Origin of the sequence: Aerococcus suis (genome assembly GCF_900176325.1) — a bacterium.
Classification (GTDB): domain Bacteria; phylum Bacillota; class Bacilli; order Lactobacillales; family Aerococcaceae; genus Aerococcus; species Aerococcus suis.
Genome location: NZ_FWXK01000001.1, coordinates 132,346 through 145,841, shown reverse-complemented (window position 1 = coordinate 145,841; position 13,496 = coordinate 132,346). Strand labels below are relative to the sequence as shown.

Annotated in this window: 15 protein-coding genes; all 15 read left to right on the top strand. The window is 36.3% G+C overall.

Features of this window, described 5'->3' with window-relative positions:
• Positions 1-155: 155 nt before the first annotated feature.
• The 15 genes from B8955_RS00735 to clpB all read left to right on the top strand — a co-directional run bounded on the left by B8955_RS00735 (position 156) and on the right by clpB (position 13,282).
• Positions 156-1,196, top strand: coding sequence for a hypothetical protein (locus B8955_RS00735; protein WP_084097763.1), 1,041 nt, complete (start codon positions 156-158; stop codon positions 1,194-1,196).
• A 135-nt stretch (positions 1,197-1,331) separates the two neighbouring features.
• On the top strand, positions 1,332-1,694 hold the full coding sequence (locus tag B8955_RS00730) for a putative DNA-binding protein (protein ID WP_084097762.1): 363 nt from the start codon (positions 1,332-1,334) through the stop codon (positions 1,692-1,694).
• A gap of 3 nt (positions 1,695-1,697) precedes the next feature.
• Positions 1,698-3,140, top strand: coding sequence for a signal recognition particle protein (gene ffh / locus B8955_RS00725; protein ID WP_084097761.1), 1,443 nt, complete (start codon positions 1,698-1,700; stop codon positions 3,138-3,140).
• 108 nt (positions 3,141-3,248) lie between these two features.
• Positions 3,249-3,521 (top strand): 30S ribosomal protein S16, encoded by a 273-nt coding sequence (rpsP, locus tag B8955_RS00720; protein WP_084097760.1) that lies wholly within the window; start codon positions 3,249-3,251, stop codon positions 3,519-3,521.
• A gap of 16 nt (positions 3,522-3,537) precedes the next feature.
• Positions 3,538-3,789 (top strand): KH domain-containing protein, encoded by a 252-nt coding sequence (locus tag B8955_RS00715; protein ID WP_084097953.1) that lies wholly within the window; start codon positions 3,538-3,540, stop codon positions 3,787-3,789.
• A 136-nt stretch (positions 3,790-3,925) separates the two neighbouring features.
• Entirely contained in the window at positions 3,926-4,453 is a 528-nt protein-coding gene (rimM, locus tag B8955_RS00710; RefSeq protein WP_084097759.1) for a ribosome maturation factor RimM, read from the top strand.
• Positions 4,453-5,196: a tRNA (guanosine(37)-N1)-methyltransferase TrmD gene (gene trmD / locus B8955_RS00705; RefSeq protein ID WP_084097758.1), complete on the top strand. Its 744-nt coding sequence runs from the start codon at positions 4,453-4,455 to the stop codon at positions 5,194-5,196. Before rimM ends, trmD begins: the two co-directional genes overlap by 1 nt.
• Before the next feature lie 38 nt (positions 5,197-5,234).
• The gene (locus B8955_RS00700; RefSeq protein ID WP_084097757.1) at positions 5,235-6,434 is read left to right on the top strand and encodes a hypothetical protein; all 1,200 of its coding nucleotides are present in this window, start codon (positions 5,235-5,237) and stop codon (positions 6,432-6,434) included.
• A 129-nt stretch (positions 6,435-6,563) separates the two neighbouring features.
• A complete protein-coding gene (gene rplS, locus B8955_RS00695) occupies positions 6,564-6,914 on the top strand; it encodes a 50S ribosomal protein L19 (RefSeq protein ID WP_084097756.1) in 351 nt (116 codons plus the stop codon).
• Positions 6,915-7,050: 136 nt separating this feature from the next.
• Positions 7,051-7,524, top strand: a complete 474-nt coding sequence (locus B8955_RS00690) for a hypothetical protein (RefSeq protein WP_084097755.1) — start codon at positions 7,051-7,053, stop codon at positions 7,522-7,524.
• A 143-nt stretch (positions 7,525-7,667) separates the two neighbouring features.
• The gene (locus tag B8955_RS00685) at positions 7,668-8,267 is read left to right on the top strand and encodes a nitroreductase family protein (RefSeq protein ID WP_084097754.1); all 600 of its coding nucleotides are present in this window, start codon (positions 7,668-7,670) and stop codon (positions 8,265-8,267) included.
• Between the two features lie 136 nt (positions 8,268-8,403).
• Complete coding sequence (locus B8955_RS00680) at positions 8,404-9,762, top strand: Y-family DNA polymerase (protein ID WP_084097753.1); 1,359 nt, start codon at positions 8,404-8,406, stop codon at positions 9,760-9,762.
• Positions 9,755-10,153, top strand: coding sequence for a hypothetical protein (locus B8955_RS00675; protein ID WP_159444402.1), 399 nt, complete (start codon positions 9,755-9,757; stop codon positions 10,151-10,153). Before B8955_RS00680 ends, B8955_RS00675 begins: the two co-directional genes overlap by 8 nt.
• A 94-nt stretch (positions 10,154-10,247) precedes the next feature.
• Positions 10,248-10,502 carry a SemiSWEET transporter gene (locus tag B8955_RS00670; protein WP_084097751.1) on the top strand — a complete coding sequence of 85 codons (255 nt, stop codon included), beginning with the start codon at positions 10,248-10,250 and terminating at the stop codon, positions 10,500-10,502.
• 164 nt (positions 10,503-10,666) lie between these two features.
• Positions 10,667-13,282 carry an ATP-dependent chaperone ClpB gene (clpB, locus tag B8955_RS00665; protein ID WP_084097750.1) on the top strand — a complete coding sequence of 872 codons (2,616 nt, stop codon included), beginning with the start codon at positions 10,667-10,669 and terminating at the stop codon, positions 13,280-13,282.
• Positions 13,283-13,496 lie beyond the last annotated feature (214 nt).

The following is a 13,496-nucleotide window of genomic DNA, read 5'->3' as shown; positions in this document are numbered from 1 at the left end:
AATTATTAAGAATAAACTATTAATTAAATAATCAAAAGCTTCCCATTAAAGGGAAGCTTTTATTGTTTATAGAGTATCTATTTATTTTGACTGAATTATGATAATGTAGATAATATAAGTAACAGTTAGAAAAAAGATAAATGCCGGAGGTTACGATGAAAAAAGCATTAGTCCTATTATCTGCCGTCTGTTTATTAGCAGCATGTGGTAATGATGACGAGTCAAAAGCTGAGTCAGAATCAAGCGAACAAGTTAATGTGCTTCAAGATACTCAAAAAAATAAAGAGATGTATCAAGAAAAAGAATTAGTTAACTTATCTTATGAAGCTCCTGACTTTTTCCAAGAAGATGATGAGGAAGACCAACCTGTTCAATCTTTTCATGGAGAAGAAGGGTCTGTCTTTGCGATGTATGGAGTGACACCTCTAGATGTTAGTCAGAAAGAGGTTCGACAAGGTTTTGTTCAGCAAAGTGTTGTTGGTGATCAAGGAATGTATGCGCCAGAGTCGGAGACAGAAGTGACCGTAGCTGGAAAAGATGGTTATCGAATTCAAGGAACTATGGATACCGACAAAGACTCTTTTATTATTGATGTGATTTTACTGCCAAATAACGATGATTCCTTTATTGCTTATGTGAGTTCCATTGTTAAAGGTAATGAAGATTTATCAGCAAAAATTATGGATAAATTTATAAAATCCGCATCCTTATCAGAATTAACAGATGATGATAAAAAGGCGATTGATCAATATGCTGATCCATTGAATGGAGTAGACTATCGTCTCGACTTCGATATGCCGAGTGGTTGGGTAGAAGAGCACCATTCAGAAGAACCAACTATTAGTTATTCTTATAGTAAAAATGGCTCATTAGCAACGGTTGATATGTGGAAAGCTAATTTTGATATTAGCGACAAAGATGCCCGTCGCGATTTTGTCGATAAATTAGGAACAAATATCGGTTCAATGGATATTCAAAAAGAGTCTGAAACAAAAATTGATGGTGAGAAAGCCTATCGTTATGATGCTGATTTTACCGCTCAAGGAGTCCCTGGTAAGGGAGCAATTGTCATTTCTGAAAAAGATGGGTTAATGGTCTCCTATATGATTATCGCTGTCCAAGACGGGGAAATGGATTACAATCATGAATTAGGTCAAATGTTAGATCAAGCGACATTTGTTGAACAAGATAAATAGTAGATAGCAGATAAAAAGCAATTGGCAAGAGTCAATTGCTTTTTGCTATTATATAGAAGGAATTGACTTTTACAGTGGCATTCGGTATTCTTAAGGGATGTAAAGGAAATCTGCTTGACAAAAAGGTGAGAAATTATGGAAATTGAAAAAACGAATGAAATGAATCGCTTATTTGATTTTTATGCGGATTTATTAACGGATAAACAACGGACGTATTTGGATTTATATTATGCCGAAGATTATTCGTTAGGAGAAATCGCTGAAAATTATCACGTGAGTCGTCAGGCAGTTTACGACAATATTCGACGGACTGAGAAAATTCTCTTAAATTATGAAGAGCATTTACATATGATTTACCAATATGAAAAACGAACAACAGTCGGTCAAAAATTATTAGATTATAGTTTGTCTCATTATCCTGATGATGAGCAATTACAGTCAATGATTCAAGAATTATTGGTTATTGACGATGAAAATCCAAACGAAGAGGTGTCTTAATTAATGGCTTTTGAAAGTTTATCCGACCGTCTCCAAGGCGCAGTCGAAAAAATGGGTAAAAAAGGTAAAATACAAGAAGCAGACTTAAAAGAAATGATGCGTGAAGTTCGTCTCGCTTTACTTGAAGCAGATGTTAACTTTAAAGTCGTCAAAGATTTTGTAAAAAGAGTCAATGAACGTGCATTAAATAGTGAAGTCTTGCAATCACTATCTCCAGCCCAACAAGTTGTTAAGATTGTTAATGATGAATTAACGGATTTGATGGGTGGCGAACAAGTTGGACTAAACTATGCCGATAATGGTGTGACGGTTATTATGATGGCTGGTTTACAAGGTGCTGGTAAAACAACTACTGTTGGGAAGCTAGCCAACTTAATTCGTGAACAAGATAAGCGGAAACCATTATTAGTTGCTGGTGACGTTTACCGTCCGGCTGCTATTAATCAGTTGCAAACAATCGGTCAACAATTAGATTTACCTGTCTTTTCATTAGGAACCGATGCGAATCCAGTTGAAATTGCCAAACAAGCTGTAGCTAAGGCAGAAGCTGAGGGTTATGATACGGTCTTTATTGATACGGCAGGTCGTTTACAAATTGATGAAGCCTTGATGACTGAGTTAAAAAATATTAAACAAACGGTCAATCCTGATGAAATTCTCTTAACTGTTGATGCGATGAGTGGACAAGAAGCGGCCAATGTTGCTAAAACATTTAATGAAGATTTAGATATTACTGGGGTTGTCCTAACGAAAATTGATGGGGATAGTCGTGGAGGTGCGGCACTATCTATTGTTAGTGTGACTGGACAACCAATTAAATTTACTGGTACTGGAGAAAAACTTAGCGAAATAGAGAAATTCTATCCAGATCGTATGGCCAATCGTATTCTCGGTATGGGAGATATGATGACCCTTATCGAGAAAGCTCAAGCAGAATTTGATGAGCAAGAAGCAGAACGTATGGCAGAAAAAATGAAAGCTAATACGTTTGACTTTAATGATTTCTTGAAACAAATGGATCAAATGAATAAATTAGGGCCACTTGAAGATATTATGAAAATGATTCCTGGTTTGAATAAACTAGGGGGTCTTGATCAATTGAATATCGACCCTAAAGAAATGGCGCGAACTAAAGCGATTATTCTCTCTATGACGCCATATGAACGGGAAAATCCAGATGATATTTCACAATCTCGTCGTCGCCGGATTGCGAAGGGGTCTGCCACTGATTTAACGATGGTTAATCGGTTAATTAAACAGTTTAAGCAAACGCGTGATATGATGAGTAGCATGACGAATGGAAACTTCGGACAGTTACAAAATATATTTGGTGGCGGAGGCATGCCAAACATGGGTGGCGGTAAAATGAATAAACGTGATCAAATCGAAGCCCAAAAATTAGCACGGCGAATGAAAAAAATGAAAAAACGTAAAGGAAAAAAATAGTCCTGTAAAGAAAAAATACTTGACGGCTTTAATAGACCTTGTTAGTATATATAATTGTGATAAAAGAAATCATACTTTAAACAAAGACATAATAGGAGGAATTTATTTATGGCAGTTAAAATGCGCTTAAAACGTATGGGATCAAAACGTAACCCATTCTACCGTATCGTTGTAGCAGATGCACGTTCACCACGTGATGGACGTATTATTGAACAAATCGGAACTTACAACCCAGTTGTAACACCTTCTGAAATTGTTTTAGACAATGAATTAGCCTTACAATGGTTAAAAGACGGTGCTCAACCAACAGATACTGTTCGTGATATCTTATCAGGTGAAGGGATCTTACAACAACTTCACGAAGATAAATACGGTAAATAAGGTAGATGATTAAATGATGCCGGATATTAAACAATTACTATTAACAATGGTTATTCCATTAATTGAACATGAAGATGAAATGACCTTAAATATTGTTGATGGTGATCATTTTCTAGAGTATCATCTGGTCTTGCATCCTGATGATGTTGGACGTGTTATTGGTAAAGGTGGACGTGTGGCTAATGCGATTCGGACAATTTTATATAGTGTACGAGTGGATGGCCCTAAACGTGTTCGCTTAATTATCGATAATAAAGAAGAAATATAATAATTAACTGGTAAGGCAATAGGCTTTACCAGTTTTTTTTATGTTTGAGGTAACTAGAGAAGTCATTTTAACGTGCGTCATTGTCAAAATTATATTACAATAGAAGGAAATTATAGACGAATTAAAGGAGTTCTATATGTCTGAAAAGTATTATAAAGTTGGCGATATTGTAAATACTCAAGCCTTAAAAGGTGAAGTAAGAGTAATGGCTATTACTGATTTTCCTGATGAGCGATTTAAGATAGGGAGTCGCCTCGCTATTTTTGATAAAGGAAATTTAACGGAAGAAGTAGAAGTGGATGGGCATCGTCGGCATAAAAACTTTCATTTATTGCATTTTAAAAATCATCCCACGATTAATGATGTGGAAGGTTACAAAGGCATGAGTTTGATGGTAGCTGAATCTGAACGGAATGAAGAGCTATCTGCCAATGAATTTTATTATGACGATATTGTTGGTTTGGCTGTTTACACGATAGATGACGATTACTTAGGGAAAATTCGTGAGATTATGGAGTTACCAGCTAATGACGTGTTTGTTGTCCAACAACCTGTTAATGGAAAAAAAGATATTCTCATTCCTTATATAGAAGATGTTGTAAAAGTGATTGATGTTGAACAAGGTAAAATAGTGATTGAAGAAATGGAAGGTTTGATTGAATAATGCAGATTGATATCCTAAGTTTGTTTCCGGAAATGTTTGCGGGACCGATGCAATCTTCCATTATTGGTAAAGCACAAGAAAAAGGCATTGCTAAAATTGATGTCACCGATTTTCGTCGCTTTGCCCATAATAAACATGGTCATGTCGATGATTATCCATATGGTGGTGGTGCCGGAATGCTACTGCAAGTTCAGCCCATTGCTGAAGCATTAGATGAAGTGAAAGAGAAGCATCCGCATACTAAAAAACGTGTGGTATTGATGGATCCTGCAGGGGAAACCTTTTCGCAATCTAAGGCAGAAGAATTGGTTAAAGCTGAGCACTTAGTATTTATTTGTGGTCATTATGAAGGCTATGATGAACGTATTCGCGAATATGTGACAGACGAAATTTCAATCGGGGATTATGTTTTGACTGGTGGCGAATTGGGCGCCATGGTAGTGATTGATGCAACTGTGCGATTATTGGAAGAAACAGTGGGTAACCAAGATTCGATTATCGGCGACTCATTCTCAACAGGTCTACTAGAATACCCGCAATATACTCGTCCTCGTGAATATCAAGGGATGACTGTACCAGAAGTGCTATTTAGTGGCGATCATGCGAAAATTGCTGATTGGAAAGCAAAAGAATCACTGCGACGAACATGGCAACGACGTCCCGATTTATTGATTAATTATCCATTAAGTGAGCAACAGAAGCAGTGGTTAGATGACATTAAACGTGAAGAAAGTGATGGATAAAGACATGATTAAAAGAATGAAATAAAGGAGATGACGGCATGCGTAATGAGGATGAACGTTTATTAAAAGAGTTTACCGCATGGTTAAAAAAAGTCGATACCACTCAGTTTCAATCATTAGATGCAGCTTTTGAAGCCTTCTTGGAAAACTTTTTAAGTGAAGAAGAATATGATGAAGGGATGTCTAAAGCGACAAAAATTGATAGTATTTATCATGAAATTATTACTATTCCTAGCTTAGAGCAGCGAGGCATTGCCACGTATCAAGCCTTACAAACGTATCCAGGGAATCTTTTATTTCAGTTTGAATTAGAAATCGTTCGTCAAAAAATAAGAGACCCCCATCATTTCTATGAAGTCTTCCCTAGATTAGAACGCATGGAGCATTATTATTTCAAAAAACATCAGCAAGAGTTGTTAAGCCAAGGATTTAATACTTTAGATCATCATTCTTATCTTTTAATGAAACAACAATTAATGCTACTATTTATTGAAAATCAATTGTACACAGAAGCTGACAAACATGCTCGAGAATTGTTACAAATTGATCCGAGCGATCATTTGGGAGTATCGATTGATTTAATGGTGATTATGCTAGGGTTACACCAATATAAAGATCTCAAAGCATTTCATGAAATGAATCCATTTTTTAATGAGATGGAACAGCCCGTTTTTTATGCTTTAATTGGGGCTTTGATGGCTAGAGATTACGATTGGGCACAATCATTGGCTACGCATCTGCTAGAATTAAATTCACACTTTGGTGAAAAAGTAAGAGAAGATGCCTTTTATCATCAGGTATTGACGCCTTATACTGCTGACGATATGTTAAATACCACACCAGGTTCTAGTGATATGGTGGATATGGTTTTTCAAATGACACAACCTTTCTGGGAACGCTCAGAATATCTTCAACAATTATTAGTCGCCATATTAGCTGATCCACAAGTTATTAATGAGGACAATATTATTACGTATGATTTTAGAGAAGAGTCAGTTGCGGATTCTACCTTTTGTGATGATTTCTTTGAAGGGTTAATACATGATTATCAGTCGTTACAAGATCAGTTAACGGAAAAAGAAAAGCAAACGTTAGCTCAGTATGGCTTCATTGATAGTGTAGCCTTCCAAAATCAAACGATTGATGAATTTAAAGCAATAACCGGTTTAAATCAGCAAACAGTAGATAAGTTACAGACTAATGGGGTAAGTTTTAAAGAGAAATCAGTAACCGATTAATATTTATAGGAAAATTCCTTTACAAATAATCCTTATTTTGATAACATTGATTAGGTGAGTTTCAACTCGCATAAAAACGATATTCCACTGTGGAGGCCCATATGAATATTAGTTGGAAGGAGAAAAAACATGAGTAAATTAATTGATGAAATTACACAAGAACAATTACGTAGCGATATCCCAGACTTCCGTCCTGGTGACACTGTTCGTGTTCATGCGAAAGTTGTTGAAGGTGACCGTGAACGTATTCAGTTATTCGATGGTGTTGTTATTCAACGTCGTGGTGCTGGTATTAGCGAAACTTATACTGTTCGTAAAATGTCAAGTGGTGTTGGGGTAGAACGTACTTTCCCAGTACATACTCCTCGCGTTGCTAAAATCGAAGTGTTACGTCAAGGTAAAGTTCGTCGTGCGAAATTATTCTACTTACGTGACTTACATGGTAAAGCTGCACGTATTCCTGAACGTCGTCGTAAATAAGCGACTGAATAACCAAATAATAGAAAAGAGATTAGACGTCATGTCTAATCTCTTTTTTTTGTTTCCTAATGCGTAGTCAGCAATTGCGAAATAAGAGTGTGCTATAATAGAAGAAATATGTAATAGAGGTGAGAAGATGGCAACTATAACGACAGCCTTAGAACAGCTATTTAAAGAAAAAGGTATGCCGATGCAAAAACAGGAATTAGATAACCATCAATACGTTTATAATGGTGCTTATCGTTTAGCTGAAGATCATACCATTCCTTTTGATATTGTTATTCGAGAATTTAAAGATGATTCTAAAGTGACAGAATACCAAATTTCTTATCGGAACATTACGCAAGTGAAAGATTATAGCCAAACGCCTAAAGCTTTAGAAGTCATTAACGACTTAAATCGCCAATTGTCAGGGTATTATACAATTGTGTTAGCAGGCGATGGCGAAATTTATTTACGTTTACTCTCACGGACGACGATTGATGTCCAAATTTTATATGAATTGCTTGTTTTTGGTTCAGCTACTGCTCGTGTTGTTTATCCTAAACTAGAGAAAGCTATTAATAATCACGAAGTAGAAGTTATTAACCACAATCAACATCACTCTTAATAGGAAGACTAATCGGAAACGGTTAGTCTTTTTTACTTATTTTTTGTAAGTTTATACTTGAACATTTAAATAAAAGGTGCTATATTGAGTTAGTATTTACTTTTGTAAGTGATAAATCAAAAAAGTCAAAGGAGTTTTCAATTATGGAATTAAAAAAAGCTTTAGAAACACGTCGAACACACTATGTTTTAGGAAAAAATACCGATTTATCTAAACAAGAAATTGTTGATGCCATTTCAAATGTCGTCAAACATGCTCCTTCTGCATTTAATAATCAATCGACACGGGTCGTTATTTTATTTGGTGACCAAAAAGAAAAATTCTGGCAACATATTTACGACGTTCAAAAAGACGTCTTAGATGATGATGCTTGGGAACAAATGTCTGCAACGATTACAGGTGCACGTGATGAAGCGCTAGGAACCGTATTATTCTTTGAAGATAATGCAACTGCTGATCAATTACCAACCAATCCAGAAAGAACCCATGTTTATAAACATACGGCAAATGCCAATGTTCAATATGGTACATGGTTAACCATGGCTGATTTAGGTTTGGGTGCTTCTTTACAACACTTTAATCTTGGTTATGAACAAGGTTTCGATAAAGAAACACGACAAATGTTTGATTTACCAGACTCTTATGAAATGGTTGCCCAAATGCCATTTGGTTCTATTGAAGCGCCAGCTGGTGACAAAGACTTTGCGCCTTTAGAAGAACGCGTCTTTGTTTTCGGTGAATAATGTAAACTACTGATAATTAACATTTTTTAGGCATGTCTCTTAATGAGATATGCCTTTTTATGTTTTTGTTCGGTTGCTTTTTTAAGGGAAACATTTTATGATAAATACGAACATATGTTCTAACGAGGTGACTAAAATGTTTTTCAATAATCCGATATTCGATTATAACAGGGAGCCGAGTCGTGATATCTTATGTATTGATTGTAAATCATTTTATGCGTCAGTAGAGGCTGTAGACCATGGGTTAGATCCGCTGGCAGCTAAGTTGGTTGTGATGTCTTATCCAAGTGGCGCGCGTACTGAAAGAGGATCGGGATTAATTTTGGCCGCATCACCAGCAGCTAAAAAAGCTTATGGAATTAGTAATGTATCGAGAGCACGAGATTTACCTTTCCCATACCCACAGGATTTATATATTTATCCTCCGCGCATGCGTCGGTATATGCAAAAGAATCGAGAAGTTAATCAAATTTATCAGACATATGTTGATGAAGCGAATCATCATGTCTATTCAGTTGATGAAAGTTTTTTAGATGTGACAGATTCTCTGAAATCATTTCATGCTGAATCTGCCTATGAACTGGCTCAGCAAATCCAACAATCTGTCCGTGAAAAATTAGGAATTGTTACCACGATTGGAATTGGTGATAATCCATTATTAGCCAAAGTAGCATTGGACAATGCGGCGAAAAAATCTCCGGATATGATTGCTGAGTGGCGTTATGAAGACGTTCCGAATACGTTATGGCAGGTAGCAGAATTAACCGATATGTGGGGGATAGGTAAGCGAACCGCTCGAAAATTACACGGAATGGGTATTGAAACAGTTTATGATTTAGCTCATACCAGTTACTATCAACTCAAAGATTTATTTGGCATTATGGGAACACAATTATATGCCCATAGTTGGGGGATTGATCGCTCATTTCTGGGGGATACGTATCGACCTCGAGAAAAAACAATCGGTAATAGTCAAATTTTGCCGTATGATTATACTAATCCACAAGAGATTGAACTGGTCATTAAAGAAATGGCTGATCAAGTAGGCATGCGTTTGCGCAAACAAGGTTATACCGCCCAACATTTATCGTTGTTTATTGGCTATTCGAAAGGCTTTATTGATTCGCAAGGGAAAACTGCCTTTAAGCAACGAGCCGCTATGTATCCAACAAATCAAAGTAAAGAGTTAGCTGATAATGCCTTGCGACTCTTTCGAGAACGGTATACTGGTCAAATGGTTCGAAGTATTGGCTTGACTACTGGACAATTAAATACGGACGGCGCTATTCAATTAAATTTATTCACAGATAGTAAGAGTCAAGAAAAGGAAATAAAAATTGATCACATTGTGGATAAAATTCGAGAAAAATATGGGTTTAAAAGCATAGTCCACGCGGCTTCATTATTAAATGGTGGACGAGCGATTGCCCGTTCACAGTTGGTCGGTGGGCATGCAGGAGGAATGGCTGGTATCCATAATGATTTTGATGGTTAGACGAACACGTAAAGAATTTACACCTTATAATGGCTACAAGGATCGATCATTTAATATAAAATGGGCAACTGCTTTTGCTATGGAGGAATTAACACAAGGCATTGAACAAAATCATCAAGTTGCTATTCAAGTCAACAAAAAGTATCCACAGATGACGACTAGGGAAATTGATCAGATACTTTATCAATCCTTTAATCGACAAATACCAGTCGCTATACAAGTCAATGAGAGCGATAAAAACGGACACATCGTTAATGAAATTTGTGGTTATTTTACTGGTGAAACGTTGCCTTATGGGATACGTTTAAATCAACAGTGGATTGCTTGGCAGTCGATTCGTCATATTCGTTTGTTACCTAAACAAAAGTGGAGTCAGATTGAGGACTCATGATAAAAAGAACCCAATGATTGACATTTCATGTTATGATAATGAAGGTTAACTTTTATATAAAGTATCAAAAGGAAAGAAAGAATGGAGTTTTGAAATGATTGGAATTTTAGCGGGGATTCTAACGACAATTTCAGCAATGCCTCAAGCCTTAAAAACGATTAAAACGCGAGATGTCAGTGGCTTATCATTTTGGATGTATCTGACATTGGTGACAGGACAGATTTTATGGTTAATTCATGGAACAATTATCGTGGATTGGGGACTTATTTTATCAAATACTATTTCTCTGATTATTAATGGCATTATCTTTTTCTTGATTATCAAATACCAACGTCAACAACATAAGTAAACAATGAGGCTAAAACGGGATTCGTTTTGGCCTTTTTTATTTGCTATCACCTATGAGAAAGTGTTTATAATAAAGAAGGTCAAAAAAAGTCAAAAAATAGTCAACTAATGTTTGACCTTTATTGACCAAAGTCGTATAATAAGAATTGTAAAGGAGTTGATTAGATGTCAAACATGGAAATGACTACTACCTTACAAGAAGCAGTTGCCAATGCGCAACAAATTGCACAAACAAGACACCATCAAGAAATTACAATCTCACATTTAATGAAAGCCTTGGTACAACCAGGGAACTTTGCTTACAATTTTTATGCTGATTTAGACGTTGATATGAATGCTTTTGAACAAGAATTAGATCGCCAATTGGATAAAATTGCAGTGGTTTCTGGTTCAGGTGTTCAATATGGTCAACAGTTATCTCGTGGACTAATGGAATTGATTCAAAAAGCACAAGCCAAAGCAGAAAGTTATGAAGATGACTATCTAGCCACAGAAATGATTTTATTAGCTTTATGGGACATTTCTTATAGTGAAACGACAAAATGGTTAAAACAACAAGGTGTTACCAAAGCTAAAACCGAAGCTAAAATTAAAGACTTAAGAAAGGGTGATCGTGTGACTTCTAAACAACAAGAAGAAACGTACGATGCTTTAGAAAAATACGGGACAGATCTTATCGATCAAGTAAAAACAGGTAAAATGGACCCAATTATTGGTCGGGATGAAGAAATTCGTGATGTCGTTCGTATCTTGTCACGGAAAACGAAAAACAATCCAGTATTAATTGGGGATCCTGGTGTTGGTAAAACAGCGATTGTTGAAGGGTTAGCTCAACGAATTGTCAAAGGCGATGTTCCTGACAACTTAAAAGATAAAACGATTTTTTCACTTGATATGGGAGCCCTCATCTCTGGGGCAAAATATCGTGGAGAATTTGAAGAACGGTTGAAAGCTGTTTTAAATGAAGTTAAAAAATCAGAAGGTCAAATTTTACTATTTATCGATGAAATTCATACTATTGTTGGTGCTGGTAAAACAGAAGGATCAATGGATGCAGGAAACCTCTTGAAACCTATGTTAGCTCGTGGTGAACTCCATTGTATTGGGGCAACAACATTAGATGAATATCGCAAATATATGGAAACAGATAAAGCTTTAGAACGTCGTTTCCAAAAAGTTTTAGTCAAAGAACCAAGTGTAGAAGATGCGATTAGTATTTTACGTGGATTGAAAGAACGGTTTGAAATTCACCATCAAGTATCGATTCATGACCAAGCGTTAGTAGCTGCTGTTGAGTTATCTAATCGTTATATTACTGATCGATTCTTACCAGACAAAGCGATTGACTTAGTCGATGAAGCAAGTGCTGAAATTCGAGTACAAATGAATTCATTGCCAACTGAACTAGATATGTATCGCCGGCGTCAAATTCAATTAGAAATTGAAGAACAAGCCTTAAAAGAAGAAGACGATCAAAATAGTCAAAATCGTTTAGAAGAACTGCAAAAAGAATTAGCCGAAGTTCGAGAAAAAACGAATGAATTAACGCAACAATGGGAAATTGAAAAAGATGGCTTGAATAAAATTAATGATAAACGTCAAGAAATTGATCAAGCGAAACATGATTTAGAGCAAGCAGAATCTGATTATGACTTAGAAAAAGCAGCAACCTTACAACATGGTAAAATTCCGGCTTTAGAAAAAGAATTACAAGAAATGGAAGCAAAATACCATGAACATATGGACAATCAACCAAGCTTAATGGAAGAATCAGTGACTGAGGATTCTATTGCTGAAGTCGTTGCTCGCTTAACAGGTATTCCAGTGGCTAAATTAGTCGAAGGTGAACGAGAAAAACTATTACACTTAGATGATACGTTGCATGAACGAGTGATTGGTCAAGACGAAGCCGTTGAAAGTGTGACGAATGCTGTATTACGGTCACGTGCAGGAATTCAAAACCCTAACCGTCCACTCGGATCTTTCCTATTCTTAGGACCAACTGGTGTTGGTAAAACAGAGCTTGCAAAAGCATTAGCTGAACATCTTTTTGATTCTGAGGAAAATATGGTTCGTATCGATATGAGTGAGTATATGGAAAAATATGCTGTTTCTCGGTTAGTTGGTGCTGCACCAGGATATGTTGGTTATGAAGAAGGGGGACAATTAACAGAAGCTGTTCGCCGTCGCCCATATACTGTTATCTTATTAGATGAAATCGAAAAAGCTCATCCAGATGTTTTCAATATTTTATTACAATTATTAGACGATGGTCGTCTAACCGATTCTCAAGGACATGTCGTTGACTTTAAAAACACTATTATTATTATGACAAGTAATATTGGATCAGATTTATTACTTGAAGGTGTCGATGACAACGGTGAAATTGATGAAGATACGAAATTTGAAATTAAAGAACGTTTAAATACGCACTTTAAACCAGAATTTCTAAATCGGATTGACGATACGATTCTTTTCACACCACTAAGTCGTGAACATATGACAGGTATTGTTCATAAAATGTTGAAACAATTAACGGCTCGTCTCGCAGAACAAAATATTACTGTTGATTATTCAGATGAATTGATTCACTGGATTGGCGATAGTGCTTATGAACCACAATTTGGTGCTCGTCCATTAAATCGGTTTATTACGAACTATGTCGAAACTCCTATCGCTAAAGCCATTATTAGTGGTGATGTCGCTCCAGGTCAACATGTTCATATTGATATCGATGATAATGAAGAGATTCAATTTGAAACAGATACAGTTGAAGAATAATAAAAAAATCGATTGGTGTTGAGCCAATCGATTTTTTATTTGAATAAGATTATATGGTAGGGAGATGGTTTTGGTCCAATGCTCCATGGCTAAGCGCAAATGTTCACACCCTGTTTTAGTTGAGCTTTAAAGCACAACCACGGCTGCGTTTCCCTAAAGAGCTCCTTCTCTCTTGCAGAGAGGCGTCGCTTTTAGGTCCAACGACCGTGGTTAC

Coding starts and splice junctions, on each gene's coding strand:
- B8955_RS00735 (WP_084097763.1), top strand. CDS start 156: ATGAAAAAAGCATTAGTCCTATTATCTGCCGTCTGTTTATTAGCAGCA.
- B8955_RS00730 (WP_084097762.1), top strand. CDS start 1,332: ATGGAAATTGAAAAAACGAATGAAATGAATCGCTTATTTGATTTTTAT.
- ffh (WP_084097761.1), top strand. CDS start 1,698: ATGGCTTTTGAAAGTTTATCCGACCGTCTCCAAGGCGCAGTCGAAAAA.
- rpsP (WP_084097760.1), top strand. CDS start 3,249: ATGGCAGTTAAAATGCGCTTAAAACGTATGGGATCAAAACGTAACCCA.
- B8955_RS00715 (WP_084097953.1), top strand. CDS start 3,538: ATGCCGGATATTAAACAATTACTATTAACAATGGTTATTCCATTAATT.
- rimM (WP_084097759.1), top strand. CDS start 3,926: ATGTCTGAAAAGTATTATAAAGTTGGCGATATTGTAAATACTCAAGCC.
- trmD (WP_084097758.1), top strand. CDS start 4,453: ATGCAGATTGATATCCTAAGTTTGTTTCCGGAAATGTTTGCGGGACCG.
- B8955_RS00700 (WP_084097757.1), top strand. CDS start 5,235: ATGCGTAATGAGGATGAACGTTTATTAAAAGAGTTTACCGCATGGTTA.
- rplS (WP_084097756.1), top strand. CDS start 6,564: ATGAGTAAATTAATTGATGAAATTACACAAGAACAATTACGTAGCGAT.
- B8955_RS00690 (WP_084097755.1), top strand. CDS start 7,051: ATGGCAACTATAACGACAGCCTTAGAACAGCTATTTAAAGAAAAAGGT.
- B8955_RS00685 (WP_084097754.1), top strand. CDS start 7,668: ATGGAATTAAAAAAAGCTTTAGAAACACGTCGAACACACTATGTTTTA.
- B8955_RS00680 (WP_084097753.1), top strand. CDS start 8,404: ATGTTTTTCAATAATCCGATATTCGATTATAACAGGGAGCCGAGTCGT.
- B8955_RS00675 (WP_159444402.1), top strand. CDS start 9,755: ATGGTTAGACGAACACGTAAAGAATTTACACCTTATAATGGCTACAAG.
- B8955_RS00670 (WP_084097751.1), top strand. CDS start 10,248: ATGATTGGAATTTTAGCGGGGATTCTAACGACAATTTCAGCAATGCCT.
- clpB (WP_084097750.1), top strand. CDS start 10,667: ATGTCAAACATGGAAATGACTACTACCTTACAAGAAGCAGTTGCCAAT.